At 41.7% G+C, this 20,974-nt stretch carries 14 protein-coding genes; 5 read left to right on the top strand and 9 right to left on the bottom strand.

Annotated features, from left to right (window positions below; translation table 11 throughout):
- Positions 1-18: 18 nt before the first annotated feature.
- Positions 19-4,041, bottom strand: a complete 4,023-nt coding sequence (locus tag QNM18_RS03380; protein WP_284136341.1) for a response regulator — start codon at positions 4,039-4,041, stop codon at positions 19-21.
- Positions 4,042-4,132: 91 nt separating this feature from the next.
- On the opposite strand from QNM18_RS03380, the gene QNM18_RS03375 reads away from it, so the two are divergent.
- Together QNM18_RS03375 and QNM18_RS03370 are read left to right on the top strand one after the other, a co-directional pair.
- Positions 4,133-5,212, top strand: a complete 1,080-nt coding sequence (locus tag QNM18_RS03375; RefSeq protein ID WP_211009184.1) for an HD-GYP domain-containing protein — start codon at positions 4,133-4,135, stop codon at positions 5,210-5,212.
- 17 nt (positions 5,213-5,229) lie between these two features.
- The gene (locus QNM18_RS03370; RefSeq protein WP_284136340.1) at positions 5,230-6,351 is read left to right on the top strand and encodes a response regulator; all 1,122 of its coding nucleotides are present in this window, start codon (positions 5,230-5,232) and stop codon (positions 6,349-6,351) included.
- 953 nt (positions 6,352-7,304) lie between these two features.
- Here QNM18_RS03370 and QNM18_RS03365 read toward each other — a convergent pair.
- A complete protein-coding gene (locus QNM18_RS03365; RefSeq protein ID WP_284136339.1) occupies positions 7,305-9,932 on the bottom strand; it encodes a fibrinogen-like YCDxxxxGGGW domain-containing protein in 2,628 nt (875 codons plus the stop codon).
- Between the two features lie 84 nt (positions 9,933-10,016).
- Complete coding sequence (locus QNM18_RS03360) at positions 10,017-10,223, bottom strand: DUF1289 domain-containing protein (RefSeq protein ID WP_284136338.1); 207 nt, start codon at positions 10,221-10,223, stop codon at positions 10,017-10,019.
- A gap of 282 nt (positions 10,224-10,505) precedes the next feature.
- Between QNM18_RS03360 and QNM18_RS03355 the strand changes: the two genes are divergently transcribed.
- The gene (locus QNM18_RS03355) at positions 10,506-11,936 is read left to right on the top strand and encodes an MATE family efflux transporter (protein WP_211009188.1); all 1,431 of its coding nucleotides are present in this window, start codon (positions 10,506-10,508) and stop codon (positions 11,934-11,936) included.
- Between the two features lie 73 nt (positions 11,937-12,009).
- Positions 12,010-13,353, top strand: a complete 1,344-nt coding sequence (locus tag QNM18_RS03350; RefSeq protein WP_284136337.1) for a serine hydrolase domain-containing protein — start codon at positions 12,010-12,012, stop codon at positions 13,351-13,353.
- A 48-nt stretch (positions 13,354-13,401) separates the two neighbouring features.
- Here the strand turns inward: QNM18_RS03350 and QNM18_RS03345 are convergent, their stop codons facing one another.
- Positions 13,402-14,340 carry an endonuclease/exonuclease/phosphatase family protein gene (locus QNM18_RS03345; RefSeq protein WP_284136336.1) on the bottom strand — a complete coding sequence of 313 codons (939 nt, stop codon included), beginning with the start codon at positions 14,338-14,340 and terminating at the stop codon, positions 13,402-13,404.
- Positions 14,341-14,518: 178 nt separating this feature from the next.
- Positions 14,519-16,234, bottom strand: coding sequence for a D-lactate dehydrogenase (dld, locus tag QNM18_RS03340; protein ID WP_284136335.1), 1,716 nt, complete (start codon positions 16,232-16,234; stop codon positions 14,519-14,521).
- Positions 16,235-16,451: 217 nt separating this feature from the next.
- Between dld and QNM18_RS03335 the strand changes: the two genes are divergently transcribed.
- Entirely contained in the window at positions 16,452-16,856 is a 405-nt protein-coding gene (locus QNM18_RS03335) for a hypothetical protein (protein ID WP_284136334.1), read from the top strand.
- 121 nt (positions 16,857-16,977) lie between these two features.
- Here the strand turns inward: QNM18_RS03335 and QNM18_RS03330 are convergent, their stop codons facing one another.
- The 4 genes from QNM18_RS03330 to QNM18_RS03315 all read right to left on the bottom strand — a co-directional run bounded on the left by QNM18_RS03330 (position 16,978) and on the right by QNM18_RS03315 (position 20,917).
- Positions 16,978-17,622, bottom strand: coding sequence for an NAD(P)H-binding protein (locus QNM18_RS03330; protein ID WP_284136333.1), 645 nt, complete (start codon positions 17,620-17,622; stop codon positions 16,978-16,980).
- 74 nt (positions 17,623-17,696) lie between these two features.
- Positions 17,697-18,167 (bottom strand): GNAT family N-acetyltransferase, encoded by a 471-nt coding sequence (locus QNM18_RS03325; protein ID WP_284136332.1) that lies wholly within the window; start codon positions 18,165-18,167, stop codon positions 17,697-17,699.
- 1,041 nt (positions 18,168-19,208) lie between these two features.
- Positions 19,209-20,111 carry an ABC transporter ATP-binding protein gene (locus tag QNM18_RS03320; RefSeq protein ID WP_284136331.1) on the bottom strand — a complete coding sequence of 301 codons (903 nt, stop codon included), beginning with the start codon at positions 20,109-20,111 and terminating at the stop codon, positions 19,209-19,211.
- The gene (locus QNM18_RS03315; protein WP_284136330.1) at positions 20,108-20,917 is read right to left on the bottom strand and encodes an ABC transporter permease subunit; all 810 of its coding nucleotides are present in this window, start codon (positions 20,915-20,917) and stop codon (positions 20,108-20,110) included. Before QNM18_RS03315 ends, QNM18_RS03320 begins: the two co-directional genes overlap by 4 nt.
- Positions 20,918-20,974 lie beyond the last annotated feature (57 nt).

Raw genomic sequence — 20,974 nt, 5'->3', positions numbered from 1 at the left:
CCTGTTTTAGGGGATTAACTAAGCCGACTGTTCTAACAATTGCGAAATCACTTCTCTGGCTTGATCAAATTCAAAATCTTCAATGAGTTCCACAAGTTCAATGCAAGTAGACTCATCAATTTTATGGTTAGCTTTGAGCTCATAAACTTTTTCAACGGATTGAGTATCACAACTGAGCAATAGCTCTTCCAGCTCTAAGAAGTCCCCACGAGTGACTTTAAAACTCACAATATTTGACGTGCTGGGGGCTGAGGGGGTTGGTTTATCATCACTTTGTAGTTCACTTAGGCTTTTATGTAGTCCTCTTAAGTATTCAGTAAGTACTTCAACGTCTTTTGTATCAACCTTTTGTTCATTGGCGATTGCTGCTTCGATGTCTGAAGCTTGCTTGGAAAGCTCATCAATGCATAAATTGGCACTGGCCCCTTTAAGAGAATGAGCAATACGCTCAGCGTGTTCCATATCGCCAATGACAAGGGCTTGATTGAGGTTAATGGTTTCTTCTATTTGATTTCGAGCAAACTTTTTAATAATGTTCCAAAAAGCTTTTTCATTGCCTCCCAACCGCTTTATTGCCCGTTCAATGTCAACTCCATCTAACTTGGTCTCTTGTTGCTTTGCACTAGTCTCTACTTCTGGCTGCTTGTCGTCAGGGCTCTCGACTACCTGATGCTGGCAGGTGTCCTCTTGGTTAGCCAATTTGTACAAATGTGCGTGTAAGGTCTCTGTCATTTGATTGAAATTAATGGGCTTACCAATATGATCATTCATGCCCGCAGCTTTACATTTTTGTAAATCTTCTTTCATGACATTGGCTGTCATGGCGACAATTGGTAACCCATCGAACTGACTAAATTCACGTATTCTTTTGGTTGCTGAGTAACCGTCCATAACAGGCATTTGGATGTCCATGAGTACGATATCAAACGTGTTATTTTTGACCATATCAACGGCAATCTGGCCGTTATCTGCAATGGTTACGTCTAAATTTAGGGAACTAAGCATCTCATTGGCAATTTCTTGATTTGTCGTATTATCTTCAACAAGTAACACTTTTTGATTCTCGAATGAATGTCTCACGCTGCTGTCTTTGTTTGACACATCGCCGTTTCTAGGCTGACTTGCTAAGTTAAATGACTCCATAATGGCATCTAACAGAACCGACGCATTAACAGGTTTGAGAATTATGGCATCAATTAAGTCGTGGATTTGTGAGTTCATACCAATGTCGGTGCCGTATGCTGTAACAAGTACATATTTGGGCTCAGGTGTTAATTCAAGTGAACGAATGTGTTTGATGGCATCAATTCCGCTCATATTTGGCATTTTCCAATCCATGAAAACAATGTCAAATTTGCTGCCTTGTACCAGCTCAATTGCGCCTGAGCCACTTGCCGCGCAAGTGACCGTAAACTTCATTGCTTTGAGCAGATTGGTCAATATTGCACGTGCACTTTCATTATCATCAACGACCAATGCGTGTTTACCGGCTAACTGGCTATCGGGACAAATGACATTGGTCAGTTTGGCCGACTGCAACCCGCAGCGAACTGTAAAGTAAAACTCAGAACCTTGGCCTTGCTCGCTGTTAACACCAATAGTGCCTCCCATTAATTCCACCAGCTTTTTAGAAATACTCAGTCCTAGCCCGGTTCCTCCATATTTGCGAGTAATGGAGCCATCTGCTTGTGAGAATGCATTGAATAACTTGCTTTGCTGCTCTTGAGACATACCAATACCAGTGTCTTTTACAGTAAACTTCAAGGTAGTTTGATCATCTTGCTGCTCAAGATTAGTGACCGAAATGGTAATTTCTCCACGGTCTGTGAATTTGATGGCATTGCCACATAAGTTAATTAGGACTTGGCCCAAACGAAGTGGATCACCGACAAGGCTAATAGGTACGTCAGGCGCAATGTCCAACAGCATTTCTAAGCCTTTTTCTTGCATACGAATGACGTTAATATTAACAACATTATCCATTACTTCTTGCAAAGAAAAGTCGATATCTTCAATTTCTAATTTGCCTGATTCTATTTTAGAAAAATCTAAAATGTCGTTAATTATACCGAGTAAACTCTTAGCTGCTTGGTCTATTTTATTGATATAACCGGATTGCTGGGTTGTTAACTCCGTGCGAAGCGCCAAATGGCTCATGCCAATAATTGCATTCATTGGCGTGCGAATTTCATGGCTCATATTTGCCAAAAACTCTCCTTTGGCAGTGCTCATTTCATCCGCTTTATCTTTTGCCAGACGCAGTTCGAGTTCCATTTGCTTGCGCTCTGTTACATCAAGTAATAAACCAACTACACCAGCAAGTTCGTTTTCGGCATTGGTAAATACCGCTTCATAAACAATGAAGTTGCGGGGATCACCTTGCGCATTATCAATTTTTATTTCGTAGTGTTGGTTTGACTTACCGTCTAGTAAATCTTGGTGTGATTGCTCAAAAACTTGGGCAATCTCATAGTTAAAAATATCTTCTGTAGTGGCGTCCAACACATCCGCATCGAAAGTCCCGAAATATTGATGAAAAACACTATTCACACCTAAATAATTGCCAGAGCTGTTTTTGTAATACATTGGGCTTGGAATGGCATCGAGAATTTTTTTGTTGAGCTCAAGTTGCTCTACGATACGTTTTTCGGCCTTGGACTGTAAGTCGATGTTTTGCGTAAGTTGTAGGCTCACTGCCAAATCGTTAATAACCGATTTCACCCACTTATAATCTTGATCAGTTAGCTCAACTAAGCTGCCCAGTTCTAATAAACCAATGCTGTCGTTGCTGACGACCAAGGGGAAATAGTATAACTCGCTTATCGAGAGCTTTTCTCCATTTAACTCAATGGCATACTGTTCCTTTTCAAACTTCATCGAGTAGGGCTTTTGAGTACTTAATACATGAAAGTGAATGGAGTCGTAGTTGCTATATGTTCTCGCGCAATTACAGCTGTAACCGGTGCCAGCAACACGCGTGAGTACTTTTTGCTCTTCAAAAACATACAGTCCTAATAGGGGAACTGATAGCCTTTGCTCTAAAAACTGCAACAGCTCTTCACCAAGCTCGTTGGGATTTTTTTTCCCCCTGAGTGCCAATCCAAAGTCTTTCATGATGGTGTTGAATTCAAGTTGTTCGGACAAGTCATTCAGGAGTTTGTTCATCGATTTTGAAAGGTCTGATAGGTCGCCTTTCACCGACTCATCAAGTACAAAGTTATAATTACCTTTTTCTACATTGCTCACTACTTGTTTTTGAATCGATGCAACTGGGTTTATATAGAGTTTCCAAAGTAGGTAAAAAGACAACGCGATATTAATAAGTAAAATTAAATTGAAAATATTTCTGAGCAAATAGGTATTGTTTAAACTATTTTGATGACTCTCAAGTTCGGCATTGAGGCGGTTGGTGATAGCTCTGTGTGCCTCACCAATAGCAGACATGATTTTTGATTTCTCAACTAGGTAGTTATCGCTGAAGAGTATTTTTTGAGCGCTCACTAAGTCTGGTGCTGCGTCTTTAACCCAATTACCATATTCGTCTTTGTGTATGCCTTCTATGGCATTAAAGGCCCGGCGTTCCAGGCTAACCAGAGCATTGGAAGTAGAAAGCGCATTTTGCATTTGCAAAAGTTCAAAGTCTTGCGCACCCAACTGTTGAAACCGCTCAATTATATTATGTCCATCGTTTACTCGGATCGTCTCAGGAACGCTGGAGTGAGGAGCTGCTAGACTATCCCAATAGTCATAGGTGTTGGCATTGTCCGCTCGAACCTTTCCGTCTCGCACTAGCAAAGTGTAACTGAAAAGCTGTTGCCATTTATCATTGCCTGTTACTGCATAGGCTCTTGCAAAATTTGTCAGATTGTCTGAACTCAGCTTCAGTTCATGAGCAAGCTCTGTCAGCTTAAAAAGTTGGGTCTGCTTATCAGTCAAAGCACTGACTTCTGATTTGACGTAATAGGACATTAACCCAATCCCAATACTGACCAGCAACATTATTGAGAATGTGATAAAGAAGCTGACTCTTAAACTTTTCATCTAATCCAATCCATGCTTGGCGTTTCAGTAATAATAGACCTATATTTTTGTGTGTGATGAATAATTGTCTAACAATTCAATAGAAGAGACTATGGAACAGCTTAAAACGGTGTTGGTAGTAGATGACGTGAAGGAAAACTTGGCTTTCATGACGGAAATTATCAAAGATAAGTATCGTGTCTTAGCGGTAAAAAGTGGTGAAGCCGCTATCTCCGTGGTTGAGAAAAACAAGGTCGACATCATTCTCCTTGATGTCGTTATGCCACAGATGAACGGGTACGAGGTGATCAAGTACTTAAAGTCGCACGAGGTATATAGTGACATCCCGGTGATTTTTTTAACTGCAAAAACCAGTGTTGAAGATGAAGAAAAAGGTTTTTTGTTGGGTGCATGTGATTACATTAACAAGCCAATTAGTCCGCCAATACTGCTTGCTCGCCTAAATACACATTTATTGAACAAAGAATCCAAAGACATTCTAAAAAACAAAAACGATTATTTGGAAGAAGAAGTGCAAAAGCGCACGGAGCAAATGTCTCGCCTTCAAGATGTCACCATTCAGGCAATGGCCAGCCTAGCTGAAACACGAGATCAAGAGACCGGAAATCACATTCGCCGTACACAGCTCTACGTAAAATTGTTAGCAACTATTTTGTGCGAGAAGGAAAAATATAAAAAAGTACTCACTTTAGAGGTCATTAATAATTTTTATAAGTCTGCCCCATTACATGACATTGGCAAAGTAGGGATCCCAGACAATGTATTGCTCAAACCAGGTCGGCTTACAGCTGACGAGTTTGAAATCATGAAAAACCATACCGTATTTGGTCGCAACGCCATAGAGACTGCCGAGTCTGCACTCGGTCAGGCCAATAGCTTCTTAAAAACTGCGAAGGAAATCTCGCACTATCATCACGAAAAGTGGGATGGCTCGGGCTATCCAGAAGGGTTGAAAGGAGAGGAGATCCCACTTAGCGCGCGGATGATGGCGATAGCAGATGTCTATGATGCATTAATTAGTAGGCGAGTTTATAAAGATGCGATGGAGCATGACAAAGCAATTGCGATCATGAGGGAAGGGCGGGGAAGTCATTTTGATCCTGAATTGTTGGATGAGTTTTTGGAAAAAGAAAATTTATTTTTTGATATTTCTCAGCAGTATCGAGATTAGAGTCTATTGGGGGGCGTATGTCGTACTCAATTTTGTTAGTCGATGACGATGAAGTTAACCATGATATTGCAAAAACAATGCTTGGTGAATCACATAACTACTTCTCAGCGCATAACGGTGAGGAGGCATTGGCGTTATTTCATGAACGCAAATATGATGCGATTTTGCTGGATGTTGTGATGCCAGGTATGAATGGCTATGAGGTGTGCAAAGCGATCCGCAGTGACATTTCTAATTCCGACACCCCGGTTTTATTTGTTTCCTCAAAAGATTGTATCGAAGACAAGCTTGAAGGGTTTAAAGCTGGCGGTGATGATTACATTACTAAACCGTTTGACGCAGATGAACTTAGTTTTAGGATTGATAGATTGGTCAAGTTCAGTAGCGAAATTGACACCTTAAAAGTAAATTGCGAGGCGGCTGAAGAAGTTACCTTAACAGCCATTACCAGCTGTAGTGAGCTGGGTTTATGTCTTGAGTTCATTGAAAATTCCTACCAATGTAACACCTTAGCTGATTTATCGAGCGCAATTTTAGCTGTTTGTCGAAATTTGGATTTAAACGCGTCTGTGCAGTTGGGATTATTGGGTGAGTTCAGAGATTTTTGTAACTTTGGCGTCATTAACCCGTTAGAAAGCGAGCTTCTTAAGAAAGGGCGAGAGAGTAAAACCGTCATTAATATCGAAAAGCGAAGCTTTTTCAATAGTGCATATTGCTCATTGTTAATAAAAAACATGCCCATTGATGACGACGAGAAATATGGGAGGTTTAATGACATCTTGGCACTGGTGGTTAGAGGAGCTGATGCAAGGTTAAAAAGTTTAGAAACCAACATTCAAGCTATTCAGGCAAAGAATAAAGGGCTCAGAGAGCTCAGTCAGGTAGCGAGTAAAGATTTAGAAGACATTGAACTTATTTTTAAAAACTATAATCAATCATGCCAAGAGCTTGTTGAAACGCTTATTTTTGACGTTGAAGATTCAATAGTCTCTTTTGGTATGAGTGAAGCGCAAGAGCAAACCCTACGAGAAACGCTAGACGGCGCGAAAGAAGATCTTCAGAAAATACAAGAGCACTCAGAAGATATGTCCGCAACATTCAACGATTTTTTTATTAAATTGGATAAGTTAATAGATTAATCGGATGTTTTTCTTTATTTAATATTTACGTTTGAGGATTCTTAGCTTCAAATATTGATTTTTTCATTATTTTAAATTTCATATTGTAATGGTTGAGGCCTTTTGTTAGCTTTGTTTATGATTATTTTTATTAGAAGAGTAAACATTAATATGCGAGCTTTGGGTTTTAATCAAGATTATTTGATGAGGACTCCTAGCTGTTTAAGCCGCTCTCATTGAATGGTTTAATTATTATATATTGAATCAAGTGGTACACAGAGTGTATTACTTAGGACCAAAGGCGCACTTCTAATTAAGAAAAAGGGTTGTTATTAAGGGATATCGAGTTAAAGCGGCGTGAACACATCTATGCGTTTTATTTTCCGGCTTGTACTTAACCCATAATTACTTATCTGGATGCTATTAATAAAGGAATTAAAAGTGTGCCCCAATTTTAAGTCTCTTGAAGCACAGTGGTTTTTTGAATTCCATATTACGTTATTTGCTGTCATGGCCTTTTTTGCCATGATCATATTGCCTGCGGTCAGGCTTCTTCTGCATTGCCATGCTAAAAAGGAAAGTTTACATTCATTTATAACACTATTTACGACACGAGTGGTCTCTAAAAGTAAACTCGAAGTTTTTGCTTTGTTAGTTTTATTTTTTCACATCCTATACTTCTTGAGTATGTTCGTTTTTAAATTTTGCATTCAGTGATATAAGTTAATTGCAAATTGAAAGTGTTCGATGTTTGTAGAGTTATTTATGATGGTTTTGAAGGGGGGGTATAGTGGTGTTAATGTATCTCTATTTATTTTATTGGTTTTCATAAATTATTATATTATCGTTGTTGTATAAATGGATTAGCGGCTTATTTGGCAACGTGTAGACACACCTCTCAATTTTAAAGTCACTTCTAACGATTAGAGCTGGTTACAGGCAAAGCAGCTGTTGAAGCTGCTTTGCCATAGTGTTTACTTAATAAAGTAAAGTAGTTTGTCTTGCTCTGTATGCGCATAAATTGTGCTATACGGCCAGATAGAAAAAGGCCTTTCAGGATTACCGTTAAATATTGCTGCCCCTGCGATATGGTATTGGTAATACCCCGTGTTGTCGGCCAGTTGTGCCATTGTGAACGTGCCGCTATCAACATAGTTGCATGCCACGCCTGTAGGCTCGGAACGGAATATGTTTAAACCTTCCATATGAGGCGTGCCGTCAAATGTTGCAGTTAGGTCAGCGGCCGTGTCATCAAGCAAACTCTGGCATCCATTACCGGTTGGATTGGTGACATTATGTGCTGAAATCATCGACACTCGCTGATGTTCGTCAATAAACATAAGCCCTTCTGTCATTGTGGCTCTCAGCGCTTGCCAGCGGGCCGATTCCAAAACACCATATTGGTCAATTTTTACTGGGTCGCGCATGAGTTTGCGTTCAATGCCATCTGCGTGATTTGCAAAGAGTGTCCAACCACCGCCAAGGGTGTCCATATCGCAATATACAGCAAAGGGGGATACGCCTTGATCGCCATCCGGGTCTATTTGGTAGTAACCTGAAGACGCTCCCGGATTATTAATCTGAATATCTTTACAGTTTATTCCTTGTGAGGCGCCAGGTTCTAGTCCAAACTCGTCTACAAAAAAGCCATAGTATTCCATCTCATCTATTTGACTATGTTTAACAGAACCATGAGTCGTCAAAATAAGTAACCTAAAGTAGGTGCCACTCGCAGCACGGTTTAACGTAACGGAAGCATGTCCTTTTTCCATGGTGATCTGTTCATGATCTATAAAATTAACGCCATCATTTGAGACTTGCAAAATCGCTTCTTTAGGTGTTCTTGGCGCGAATTCAGCATGGTGATTTGAAACACGCGTACTGAAGCCCGTAATTACTGCTTTTTTGGCGAAGCCAACCTGTAACCATTCATTGGTGTTTGTAGGGCCCAACCAGATACCGTGGGAAATTAAGTTACCTGCATCGGCATTTATTTTGTTGTTTGGATCTGTGTAATATAGATGACCGTCAAATGCGCCCGCTGGCGTAAATTGATTTACGGTGGCGCTGGCCGAGTAACTTGCTGGCTGCAATGAGTTGGTGTAAACCAATGCGATATTGTCATTGTCCCCGGTCATTTGACCAAAAATGGCTTTACTAGATGCACTTGGGTTCTCCATATCGCAATAGTAGTATTCGCCTTCTTTTCCACCTGGCCCATCACTATCTATCAAGTAAGCGCCACTTGGCGAGTTTGGTTTGGCCGCCAAAATACTTGCGCAGCTTGAACCATCGCTGGGAAACACCTCTTTATTCAGTGTTGAAATCATCGCAAAGAGTTCTTCGTATTTTGCCGCTAGCATACGATCTGCAGAATCAGTGTAACCTTTGGTAACCAGGTGGTTAGGCTGGATAGGTGTATTTGCAATGGCGTTACCTATTACTTCTAGGGCGGCAGAGGGAGAAACGGTCCCGACACCGACTCTAACTGAAGTGGTAACTTGATTTGCACCATCAGTCCAGTGCGTGGTGCCCGGTACTCCTTGGATCCCTTGCGGACCTTGTGGACCAATCAAGCCCCTTTCCCCTTGAGGGCCGATCAGGCCTCTTTCGCCAGCAGGGCCTGCTTCTCCAACCAAGCCCTGCAATCCTTGAATACCTTGAGGGCCTTGTGCGCCGGGTTCACCTTGTAGCCCCTTAAACTCGCTCCAAATAGCACCATCGCAAATAAATATTTGTTTATCAATACTGTTGTAGTACATCGAGCCTTCGTGAGCCGCATCACACGATATTGGGCTGTTTGTTTGTGGCACAAGTCGTAACGCACCTGCGACTTCTGTATTACCCGCTAATTGTTGGGAAAATGTCGGGGGAGTGCTAGTTGGATCACTGGGATCTGTGCCATTGCGAAACTCCAAGATATTGGTGGCGTTATCCAGATCGAGATCCGTACTTGCATCGCTTGGATCATTTGGATTTAATCCATATTGGATTTCCCAGTTGTCGTTCATACCATCTTGATCACTATCAACTAACGTTGGTGACACTGTTACTGAGACATCGTCAAAATCGATAACGCTTTGTTGGGAGTCTGAGTTAATGAGCTCCAATATTAGAAAGTCTGTGGATTCAATTAAAGAGCTATGGGTCTGAGTTGGTGTAAAGCTGATTTCAACCGGAGTAAACTGCCCTTTGGATAAAGATACTGAGGGTGTTAAATCTATAAATTGGCCATTGACTCTAAAACCAATTCTAAAATTGTATGCATCACTGTCATTTCTCCATCCGACTTTAGCTTTGACAAGGTAGGTACTGTGCATATCTAACGGGACTTGTAAGTTTTGGCTCAACTTACTGCCGGATTTTACAAAACCGATATTGTCGATTACATCATGATTTCCGTATTGTGCTAGGGTTGGGTTGAATATGCCGGCTTCGGTGGAGGGTGATGAGAGCCAGTACAGAGATTCTGAACTTTGCTGTGCTTCTTGCACGGTAAGAGCGTTAAAGTGGCCATCTTGAACAAGCTCTTGGCCAAGGGTAGGTAAACTGGCTACACAAAGAGCAGCAGAGATGTAATGAGACAATTTAGTGTGTTTCATTTATTTCCTTAAGGGTAAAGGTGTGGTGATTTAATGTACAAAATATATTGCGTAAATAACTCAACAATATGAATGAGAGTAGGGTTATTTATGAACTTGCTCTTTGGCTTGTTTTCTTGCGGCACATCGCTCTAGTATTGCAGCTTTTTCCTGTGCACTTTTGCTACCCCAGCCGACAATTTCATCTATGCTTCGAAGGCAGCCAATACAAATATCATCGGCATCCAAACAGCAATTTCTCACGCAAGGGGATTGCGTAGCACTTTGCTGTGGAGGTAACTTTTGGGCCATGATGTATCGACTTTGGTGGTTGTTTTCAGCGACTATTATGACGGTTTTTCAAATAACAAAAAAGTCGTGCATTTGGCTGGTTTTTAGTTAATGAAATGGAGGTTAATCTCAATTCTGCGGGGGTTCATCGAGTTTCATGATTTGCTGGGAACTCTGCAGATTTTTGTTGGTCTTGATAGTTAGATGAATCAACTATTTGTGGTGTAATTTTGTTCAATTAAAGCAAATAGTGTCTGTCTAAATAAAAACTAAAACCAAATAGCAAGGAGTTGATCACACGCTATGACATGCAATAGATCACAAGATTTGAGTTATTCACCTGTTCAAGCTTGTCGCAAACAACGTGCAAGGGCTGTAAAAAAGCGCTGGATTTTAACCGGTTCTACCAGTGCGGTGTTGAGACAACTGACGGTACCTATGTTGTGGGCTATTTTGGCTTTGTTTAGCGCGGATTTAATTGAACTTTACTTTGCATCTCGGTTAGGAGTCGAAGAGCTCACTGCAATGAGTTTTACGTTGCCAGTGCAGGCAACCTTGTTTGCGTTTGCCATAGGGCTTGGGATTGTTGTTGCGACACGTTTAACTCAGGCGAGAGAAGTGGAGGAGCTTGCCGCTGTCAGCTTGATATTTACCATTTTGGTTGGTGCTACGGTAGCATTGGGTATTTGGTTTAACTTATTACCTATTTTGAACTTGCTTGGTTTTGCTGACTTCTCTGAACGTGAAAAAGTTTGGGAACCTCTCAATACTTATATGCAGTACCGTCTTAGTGCTGTTATCTTCTTTTTCTTAATCATGGTGATTTTTGGGGTATTGCGCGCCTTTGGGAATATGCGATCGGCAGCGCTACTGCTGGTGGTGTTTGCTGGTATGCAGGTGCTCACCAGTGCGGTATTGTTTTCACCATGGGTCGGTTCTGAGCTTTCGAACAGTGGTTTAGAGAAGTTGGGAATTGCACATTTAGTTGCTGCAGTAACGGGCTGTATTTGGGCGCTTTATTTACTGGTAGTGAAAGAAAACATATCCATCAAAATTAATTTGCTCTCTACACAAAGTCGGCAAGGTTTTCGCTGTTTATTTCGTCTTTTGATCCCAATAGTGTCTATGCAGCTGCTTACACCGCTGGCGCAGTCCATATTGATGGCAATTGTTGCGACACAAGGCAGTGATGCCGTAGCTGCCTATGGAGTTGTAATGCGCCTAGAGCCACTAGCTTTGTTATTGCCTATGGTACTTACTACGTCATTACCTATCTTTGTCGGGCAAAATTGGGAGGCAAATAAAGCGCTAAGGGTTAGGCGTGGAATTAAGCTGTCGGTTTTAGCATGTATTGTTTGGCAATTGGCTGTCTCCTTGGTGCTGTTCTTTGGTGCAGATCTGCTTGGGGTTGGCTTTTGTCAGAAAACTTTTGTCAGCAAATCTATTGAGTTAGCGTTAACCGTATTGCCACTGTCCTATATTGCTTTAGCTGCAACCATGTTGTATGTCAGCTGTTGCAATGCCACTGGACGCAGCATGATTGCATTAAATGTGAGTATCTTACGGCTATTTGGTTTGTCGATCCCATTCGCATATTTTGGCGCTTATGTTGCTGGTTTTAGTGGTATTGTGTGGGGTCTCGCTCTAGCAAACGTCATACTTGGGTTGGGCTTGCTCGCGTATTGTGTTTTACAGCGTGAACGTTTGATGTTATCAAAACAGGCTGCTATTTAGTTAGGCTGTATAAATTTTGTATTTATTGTTTAGTTATTCGTCATAGCTGCGAAGAATAACAAAAGGAATAAATATGAAACATATCGCTTTAAAATTGGGGAGCTTAGCGTCAATTGTGGTATTGAGTGGCTGTAACTCAGACCCGGATGTATTGTTGGGCTATAGCGCCAATCAACTGTGTTCAAGGCATTTTATATCACAAGAGCCCATAGACTTTATTAAACAGCGTGTTATCCCTGAGGCACTAGGCGCACTGCCAAGTACACCTGTGTTGACTGTTGATGAAGTTGCAAAACAGGTTTCAGTAGCGGCTCAGGTTGACGGCGCAACCCTGACGCGGACTTCAGTGTTTCGAGATGGCCTCGGTTGTACATTACTCCATGAATTGACCCCTTCCCAATTGCATGCGCAAACTCAAGGTGTGGCGCTCTCTCAACAATTGCCAAGCACGCCGATTGCAAAAGCACTGGATCCGACGTTATCGCTAGATTCATTTTTTGCGACAAATCATAAGGACTATACATGGAGCGACAATACATTTGCAGTTGCAGTAATGTATAAGGGACAACTTGTCACAGAGCAATATGACCAGTTTCATGCAGGTGATACCAGAATGCTAAGTTGGTCAATGGCAAAAACCCTAACAGGGCTATTAACCGGCGTGTTGGTGGATAAAGGTAAGCTCAGCTTAGAGCAGCCACTGGCGTTTGGTCATCATGAAATGACGGTGAAGAACTTACTCAATATGAGCTCTGGCGTAAAATGGGCGGAATTGCCAGATATTCATGGATATGAAGATTTAGCGCCGATGTGGTATCACACGGGAGACTCGGTCAATTACGTAACTCGTCTGCCAAATGAGTACAAACCGGGCAGCAAGTTTGAGTATGCGACTGGCACAACTCAGCTACTGAGCAAGGCATTAATGGATGCGTCTGGCGGTGACTTATCATCTATCAATAAGCTGTATCAACAAGACTTTTTTGCGCCGCTTGGGATCAACAATGCAATTGCTGAATTTGATGAAGCAGGTAACCTCAGAGGTGGTGCGAGAATGTTCTTGACTGTGCATGACTGGCTTAAAATAGGCCAGCTGTTTGTAAATAACGGCCGCTGGAATGGAGAACAAATTGTTTCAGAGACTTGGATTAAAGAAGTAATGATGAGTAGAGGGGTTGATAAACACTATGGTGGGCAGCTGTGGTTGAATGATATGAGTTTTTGGCTACCCAAGTTGCCAAAAGACACTGTGTCGCTGCGTGGGCATAGAGGTCAGTACCTTGTAATTATCCCTTCTAAACAGCTGGTTGTTGCGCGTTTTGGTGCTTATGGCGCAGCAGTCAATCAACACATTGGGCTCGCAAACAAACGCTTGTTTAAATCTGTGCTCAATATTTTAGAACAACTAGAAAAGTAGTGGAAAAGAGTAGGGGCAAAATTTACGTCTGCCCCTGTAATATTTGTTTTAGTTCAGATCAATGCTAAGGGCGCAGTGATCGCTGAGCATTTTCTTTGGCTCCATATTGTCAAAATAATGGAATTGAACGCTGCCTTTCACGTAGACGGGTTTCAAAGTATTTGACACCAATACGTGGTCAATAGGCGCAGGGTAGTATGGGTGACAACCTGTTAGCATTTGATTTGCATTAAAAAAAGTCGCCTTAGACAGATTGTTTGGTGCTTTATTTGCAAGTCCATCTGGGTAATACAGGTCGCGGCTGACGCGGTTATATGGTGCGGTCAGTCTGTGATTAAAGTCACCTAAAACGATAAAGTTGGCTTGCTCTGCGCTTTTCGATTCAACCCAGTTATCTAACAGAGGCACTTGCTTTGCCAGTAGTTGGCACGATTTTTTGTCAGAGCGGCGGTAATCGTCCACAAAACAACCACTTTTTAGGTGTACATTAAGTAAGTCTAACGTTTTACCTGCATAGCCAATTTGAACTTCCAAGCCGCTTCTCAACCCAACTTGTATATCTGAAAACTGATTATGATGAATAACTTTTTCAACGTTTAAAGGCTTTTTAACAGCGAATGCAACTTTTTGTTGTGTTGATGTCAAACCATTGCCGCGGCAGGTGTAGCTTGGGCTGTCTTTACGATCAGATATGATCAGTTGCCATTGAGATTTGTCGAAAATGTTTTCAAGGGCTTTGATTGAGCCAACTTCTTGAAATGCAATAACGTCTGCTTCAAGAGCGCTTGCGTATTTCTTTAGCGCAGAAATTTCATTTTGTGTTCTCGGTTTACACCCTTTGGTGTTATCTGCCGCTAAATGTTCGATATTCCAAGTTACGACTCGCAATCCTGTATCCGATTGAGTATCACTTGGATTGGTTGCGTTACAGGCACTTGTTAGTAAGGTACATAAGGCCAGTGCACTGAGTTTTACAGGGTGGTTCATAATTCTAAGTACTTGAATATTTTTAATAGCGATATAGTGTATCAAAAATATTTCAAATAGATTATATAAAATTTTTAATTCATCGCGAATAATGTGACGTTTAACTCAGATGAGTTAGATGTTGTTTTGGGGCTGCAATATCAGAGGCTTAACTATCATAATATTGCAGCAACGGAGGTTATTTGTCTGTGTGTTCGTGCCAGTGTTTACACTTGCTTGTTTTACCGATGCCCGGATTGAATGAGTTGGTAGGATCAAGCTTTTTGTAGAAGGATTTCAGAGCATCTTTTGCAAAATATTCATGCCCGACATTGTGCTCAGCAGGGTATTCGGCGCCACGTTTATCAAATGTCTCTAAGATTTTATTTTTAACTGCCTTGGCATCTACGCCCGGTTTCATAATGTAGTTTTGGTGCATGACGTGGCAGAACAAATGCCCATAGTATAGTTTAACGGCGATCTGCTCATCTATTTCTGGAGGCAGTTGTTCGAACCAATCGGTTTCATTGCGCGGAAAGGCTACATCAATGGTCATGATGGCACCCATTTCTTTGCTGTTCATAGTTTGCATTCGGCCTATCGCACCGCCTGCTACAAAGCGATGTAGTATGGCCTTTTCACCTTCGTCTTCAGTACACTCAAAGTAGTTGCCATCATTCGTTTTAAAGAATTCATCAAAGTATGCTTTTGCTTCTGCAACACCTGCATTGCTCATCTCTACAATCCAGTGGTGTTCATAGCGGTCACGATACTCTTCCATACGTTTTGGCAAGTGGTTAGGCCATAAACAGCTTAGATATTGCATAATTCGATCAGAAAACTTGCTGGGTAAAAACTTAAAGTTGTCAGCAATACGATCAACAGTACGTTTGATGCCAAACATTTTTGGAATATATTTAGACCCTAGCTTATCTATTACTAAGAACGTATCTTTACCGTATTTCTTAGAGGCGTCATAACAATCCCTATGCAGATATTCACCAGAGACTGGCAAGTTTTCAAATTTAGATAGGATGTCGCGACGGATCTGAGCTAACACAGATGGGTCGTTAGTACCGACATAAAAGACTTGGTGTTTTTCAGGTACCGGATAGGTGTCTAATCGAACGGCAAAAACAGCAAGTTTGCCAGCACAGCCAGATGATTCGTATAAGCGGCGTCCATCATTGTTAAAGCGCGAAGGTGTCTCTGCATCGACATCTCTAACACGTTCATGGTATTCATCATCAGATGCTCTAAGTTCTGGGAACTGAACATCAGCATCTGTGTAGTTTTGCGCTTGCAAATTAGTCAATATCTCTTCGGGTGTATCGCCCAAGTTAATGCCTAAATTATTGACTAGTGACAAGTTACCCTGTTCGTCAATTTGCGCAAAAAGTGACAACTCAGTATAGGCTGGGCCACGCTGTACCAAAGCCCCCCCTGAGTTATTACAAATTCCGCCGACAATTGATGCCCCAATACATGATGAGCCAATTACAGAATGCGGCTCTCGACCGTGAGGTGCAAGCGTGTCCTCTAGGCCAAACAAGGTGCTGCCAGCTAGTCCGACAATTTGCTTGGCATTATCTATCAGCTGAATACTGTCAATACGCATAGTGCTAATGATGACGATGGGGCGATCATAATCTTTGCCATCAGGTGTTGAACCACCAGTCAGGCCCGTATTGGCTGCTTGCATGATCACAATCACATCAGCTGCAACACATGCTTTTAACGCTTGCCAAATTTCCAAAAGAGTTGCTGGTCTGATAACAGCAAGGGCTTCACCTGAACCAAAACGAAATCCTTTGGTATATGGTTGCTTTTTGGTGTCATCAGTCAGTACAAAGCTGTTACCGACAATAGACTTTAATTCTTGAATTAGTGAAGTATTTGGCGCGTTTTTGGTCATGCTGTTCTCGGAAATTGTATCTGCTTTCACATTTTTGACGAGGGATTGGGAACTAGTATACAGCAAGGTTAAGATGGAGTGAAACCAATGATTTGCATGTTACATAAGTACCTTTTCAAGGGAAAGTTGGCGGAAATGAAGAAATTTAACGGCATGTTGTGGCCTAGCTTCTACAATAAAACTAAGTTCAGGAAGCGTGCAAGGGAGCAGAATATCTATGCCAAGTTGGGTTCAATTAAACGCATTATCAATTGTAACAACTTACGTTTTATTAAGTATGTTGCTAGCAGGATGTGAAGGAAAGCAAAATCAACAACCAGTCCAGGAGGAGTCAAGTCAAATCCCTAAATCTGATTCTCATGGCAAAGAAGTTCACAATGTAACTCAAGATGAAAGTCAATACGTATTGGGAGCGTGTGTTGAACTGGGATATCCACTTTTGCAAACGGACGAAAGGGAGTCAAGCGCAGAAACGTTAGCATGCGAGCGAAATTTAACCCATAAGTTTGATGCTGGTACTAAGGCGTCAGACACCAAACTAAAATGGCGGGTACGTGTAAAAGGCCAAATCATCCAGTGCCAATGTGCAGGTTATGCAACTCAGATTGGTAAAGGAAATTGATTGAATTAATGTTAGTCACACAAAACCATACGGCCTTGCGATCACAGCAAGACCGTTGCTCTTTGCGTCAAATGCTTCATTGACACTAAATTGGTATTGTTGGCATAGCCTCGCAATGTCCCTAGCTCTTAAATATCTCATCAAGCCTATATGTTTCATAGGGAGGTGGCCCTGACATCGCGACAGAGACCATTTTTGTGGCGACTTGAGCACCTGAAATAGGCCGATACTTTTGTAACCCAGGTAGTTTGCAAATTAAGGGCAGCAAGTGATTACCTATGGTTTCAGCTATTCGAGTATCTGGTCTGTGACCAATGAGCAAGGAAGGTTGAAAAATACTGAGGTGCTTAAACCCGAGTTGTTTTATGTTTTGCTCCAGCTCGCCTTTCATTTTTAGGTAAGGGCTGACGCTATTTGCATTCGCGCCACTCGATGAAACCAGTAAATAGTGCGCAACCTGATTGTATGCAGCGAGACTTGCTGCCTGATATTGGTAGTCGAAATCAACACGCCTTTGCTCGGCTATTGAACCCGCCTGTTTGCGTGTTGTGCCCAGACATGAAAACAGCATATGTCCTTGGAAAATGTGCTGATAGTGATTTAGCTTTTCAAAGTTGACAACTTCATTGACGATTTTTTCTGAGTCATACTGAATGGGTCGTCGCGTAACTGCAACAACTTTTTCAATGACTGGCTGCTGCGCCAAAATTTGGGTAACACGTTGGCCTATAAGGCCTGTGGCGCCAAGTACTATTGCTGTTTTCATACTGGTGATTACTTATTTTGTATTGTTGCCTGTGTATTAGATACAGCGTATTTACCAATGGCAAGTCAATTTACTCATTGTTGACCGTCGTCTAATGCGAGCTGCATAAAAACTGAGCTAGGTTCTGCGTTATACTGGCCAAATGCACCACAATGCCTAAAACCAAAAGACTCGTAGAGCTTGATGGCTGCGGTTTGTTGATCCCCGGTTTCTAATTTTATTTCGCGGACCTTTTTACGCTTAGTTTGCATAATCAGGTGTTCAAGTATGGCTTTCGCCATTCCTTTTCCACGTTGTGATGGCTTGACATAGATACGTTTTAACTCGGCATATACGCCAATATCCTCTTTTAAGACAAAACTGCCACACGCGACTAGTTCACCGTTATCATAGTGGCCTATGATATAGGTTTGTGGGCTGTCTATCTCACTTATTGGCACTAAATCATTGGCTTCAGCAGGGTACAAACTATTCATTAAGAGATCTATTTCTTCGAATAGCTCTGCAAGACCCGCACTTTGGCTGTGTAACTGAACAAACTGCATCGATACCCCCTTGATATAAAAAGCCAATATATCAGTTTCATTATAGGGATGGTCAAGGTTTAGTTTAATAGTAACTGGCTGATACATTGAGCTTTTTACTGTTGAGCTCGGTATATCTCGATGTGACATATTGCGTTAACTTGGAATCCCAGCGGCTGAGTAACAGTTGTTAGGGCAGGATTAGGCGTAACCACACGATTGGCAGAAAAGTCAGTGTGTATTTGGGTGGACAAAGGCGCGTCACTCACAGCGGCTGATTCACCTATGCGTGTTGCATATATTATCTGATTTAAAGACCTATTGTTATCAGGGCCAAAAACTACGCTCTTCAAATAAATAACTAAGCCATTTTATCAACTCCCAAATCGTTCAGCTCTGAATCAGCAACAAGTACCGGGTAATTTTTCTATCCATTCGAAGATAAGATTAATTGAATATTGTATGCAATTTATCTTTACTGTTTAATTTAATAGCGTTAACCTAAATAAAACAAACTAAAAACAGGATGTAAAACATGAAATTAAAACTAAACAAAAAGAAAGTCATAAATTTATCCCGCGACGCAAACGCCTTTCCCAATGAAATGACACCACAGGTTGCTGCTGGAGCTGGAAACTGGTTTACACAATTTGCATGTGACGCTCCTACACTGTCATGTAGAAAGTGTGTAGGCTCGCGGGGGTGCACTGAGGGTCAACCATAACTACACAGAAGCAATAATATCTGTCATATGAATTACCGCAAATAACGGAGGTCTGCCTTTATCAATATCTGGCTTGGCCTCTGTTCGCAACTTTATAAGACAACAGTAGGTAGTTTGACTACATAAACCATAAAAAACATATTATAAAAGCATGCTTTTAATAGGGGAGCAATTTTCCAGTCTATGAGAATCTTATGTCTAACTTCTCATAAAAGGGTTTGCATAAAAGTGCACATTGCCACTTTAGTTTAACGTAACAGACCAAACGTAAAGTTTCCATACTATCCCAAACAGGTTAAAAGAAACACATCACGTGAGGTCTGTAATTGGGCCTTGCCTTAATCAACAAACAACTGATTCTCTAAAGTACGGCCGTTGACAAGCTGTTTGTATGTCCACTTATGCTCGTGAATTAAAGCCAGTAAAGATAAGTCAAATGGTTGTGGCTGTTTTGTATATTCAATGACGAGTTCATCTGATTGAGTTTGTTTGATGTGACGCACACCCGCTAGGTTGGAGATTTTATCCTGCATATCTGCATCCAAGTTGAGCATTTGCAGGGTCACAAAGCTACCTTGCTCAGTTTTATGTAAATCGCTTTGGTGGCTGGAGAGTTGTCCTTGCTCCAAATAAAGCACTGTATCACAAAGGCGTTCCAGCTCACTGAGATCATGGGAGCTTAAAATGAACGTGATGTCACCTTGTAAGGATGCGATAAGGCTGCGAATGGCTTTTGCATTTTTCGGATCTAAACCTGCGGTTGCTTCATCTAGAAGCACTATTTCTGGACTCCCAAGCAATGCTTGTGCGATACATACGCGTTTACGCATGCCATGAGACAACTCGCTTGTTTTTGAGTTTGCAACATGTGCCAAATCTACCAATGTTAACACGCGCTTTGTATCTTCAAGCGCCGCTTTGCCCGACATGCCCTGTAGTTTGGCAAAAAAGGTGAGCTGCTGTAACACTGAAAACTTAGGGTCCAACTGTGCATCCTGTGGTAATGCTGAAATTTTATCGAATAAGCTAGCATCTCCGGGCCGATGACCAAGGATATCTATCGTTCCGCTACTTGGTTTTAAGTACCCACACACAATACTAAATAGTGTTGTTTTTCCCGCTCCATTGGGACCAACGAGGGCGACTGTGCTGCCTTTTTCTATTTTGAATTCAACATTGTCTAAAGCCCGTTTTGTACCAAAAGTCTTGCTCAGTGACTTTACTTCAATAACTGTGCTCATAGATCTCTCCCTTTCAGTAAAACATGTGCTGCACCCAAGAGTATCGCTGTTTGACACGCCGGGAGCGCATAAGAGAATAACGGTGTGTTTTGCCAGCCAGTCAGCTCTGCAATTTGATGTCCCGGGATAATGTAGTTTAACCAACTTAATACCGGATATTGAGCGCCGACATAACCGATCACAGAAGCGATTAAAGTAAAAAACAAAATAGCGAATACAATGCTCATTCGTGCCGAGTTATTAATTAAATTCAAGAGGCTCATAAGCGCAATAAATGGCAGACAAGTAAGCAGCAACTTGCTCCAAATAGCGATCGACTTGGCAAATGCAGAAGTAAGTAAGCTGGCATCACGATAGAGTAGCATGATGAGCGTTGCTACTGTAACCAGTGCAATCAAGGCGGCTAAAATCATCACTTGGCCAATAAAGCGACCCAGTAGTATTTCCAACCGAGTACTTCGCATTGTCAAAAATCTGAGCGTGCCCCGGTTTCTATCCCCAACGGTCTGATCTGCGGTGACGAACACGGCAAACATTGGAAAAGTGAACAGGCCAATAATCCAAAACATTGCGAGTTCAGCTTCAGGCCAAGAAACGAGCGCAGACAACCCTATGGTGCCAGCTATTTGGCCAACAATATCAGAAAACTCATAGCTGTTAATGAAAGGGACCGCATTATAAATTGGGTAACGTAATACCATGAGCCATACGAGAGAGAATGCGGCGATAGCCAACCAGCCTCGTTTTGTGGCAAATAGGCGGGTAAGTTCAAATAGGCCAAATAGCCAAGTGCGTTGTAGATTCATATAGTCTCCTCATTTAGATCAATACATTAGCTTGAATTTACCAGAGGAGAAAGGAAA

The sequence above is a fragment of the Pseudoalteromonas obscura genome, assembly GCF_030135505.1.
Taxonomy (GTDB): domain Bacteria; phylum Pseudomonadota; class Gammaproteobacteria; order Enterobacterales; family Alteromonadaceae; genus Pseudoalteromonas; species Pseudoalteromonas obscura.
This window is presented reverse-complemented; position numbering and strand designations above follow the sequence as displayed.

Bases quoted from the DNA above. Each gene is read 5' to 3' on its own strand.
- QNM18_RS03380 (WP_284136341.1), bottom strand. From the start codon at position 4,041: ATGAAAAGTTTAAGAGTCAGCTTCTTTATCACATTCTCAATAATGTTG.
- QNM18_RS03375 (WP_211009184.1), top strand. From the start codon at position 4,133: ATGGAACAGCTTAAAACGGTGTTGGTAGTAGATGACGTGAAGGAAAAC.
- QNM18_RS03370 (WP_284136340.1), top strand. From the start codon at position 5,230: ATGTCGTACTCAATTTTGTTAGTCGATGACGATGAAGTTAACCATGAT.
- QNM18_RS03365 (WP_284136339.1), bottom strand. From the start codon at position 9,932: ATGAAACACACTAAATTGTCTCATTACATCTCTGCTGCTCTTTGTGTA.
- QNM18_RS03360 (WP_284136338.1), bottom strand. From the start codon at position 10,223: ATGGCCCAAAAGTTACCTCCACAGCAAAGTGCTACGCAATCCCCTTGC.
- QNM18_RS03355 (WP_211009188.1), top strand. From the start codon at position 10,506: ATGACATGCAATAGATCACAAGATTTGAGTTATTCACCTGTTCAAGCT.
- QNM18_RS03350 (WP_284136337.1), top strand. From the start codon at position 12,010: ATGAAACATATCGCTTTAAAATTGGGGAGCTTAGCGTCAATTGTGGTA.
- QNM18_RS03345 (WP_284136336.1), bottom strand. From the start codon at position 14,340: ATGAACCACCCTGTAAAACTCAGTGCACTGGCCTTATGTACCTTACTA.
- dld (WP_284136335.1), bottom strand. From the start codon at position 16,234: ATGACCAAAAACGCGCCAAATACTTCACTAATTCAAGAATTAAAGTCT.
- QNM18_RS03335 (WP_284136334.1), top strand. From the start codon at position 16,452: ATGCCAAGTTGGGTTCAATTAAACGCATTATCAATTGTAACAACTTAC.
- QNM18_RS03330 (WP_284136333.1), bottom strand. From the start codon at position 17,622: ATGAAAACAGCAATAGTACTTGGCGCCACAGGCCTTATAGGCCAACGT.
- QNM18_RS03325 (WP_284136332.1), bottom strand. From the start codon at position 18,167: ATGCAGTTTGTTCAGTTACACAGCCAAAGTGCGGGTCTTGCAGAGCTA.
- QNM18_RS03320 (WP_284136331.1), bottom strand. From the start codon at position 20,111: ATGAGCACAGTTATTGAAGTAAAGTCACTGAGCAAGACTTTTGGTACA.
- QNM18_RS03315 (WP_284136330.1), bottom strand. From the start codon at position 20,917: ATGAATCTACAACGCACTTGGCTATTTGGCCTATTTGAACTTACCCGC.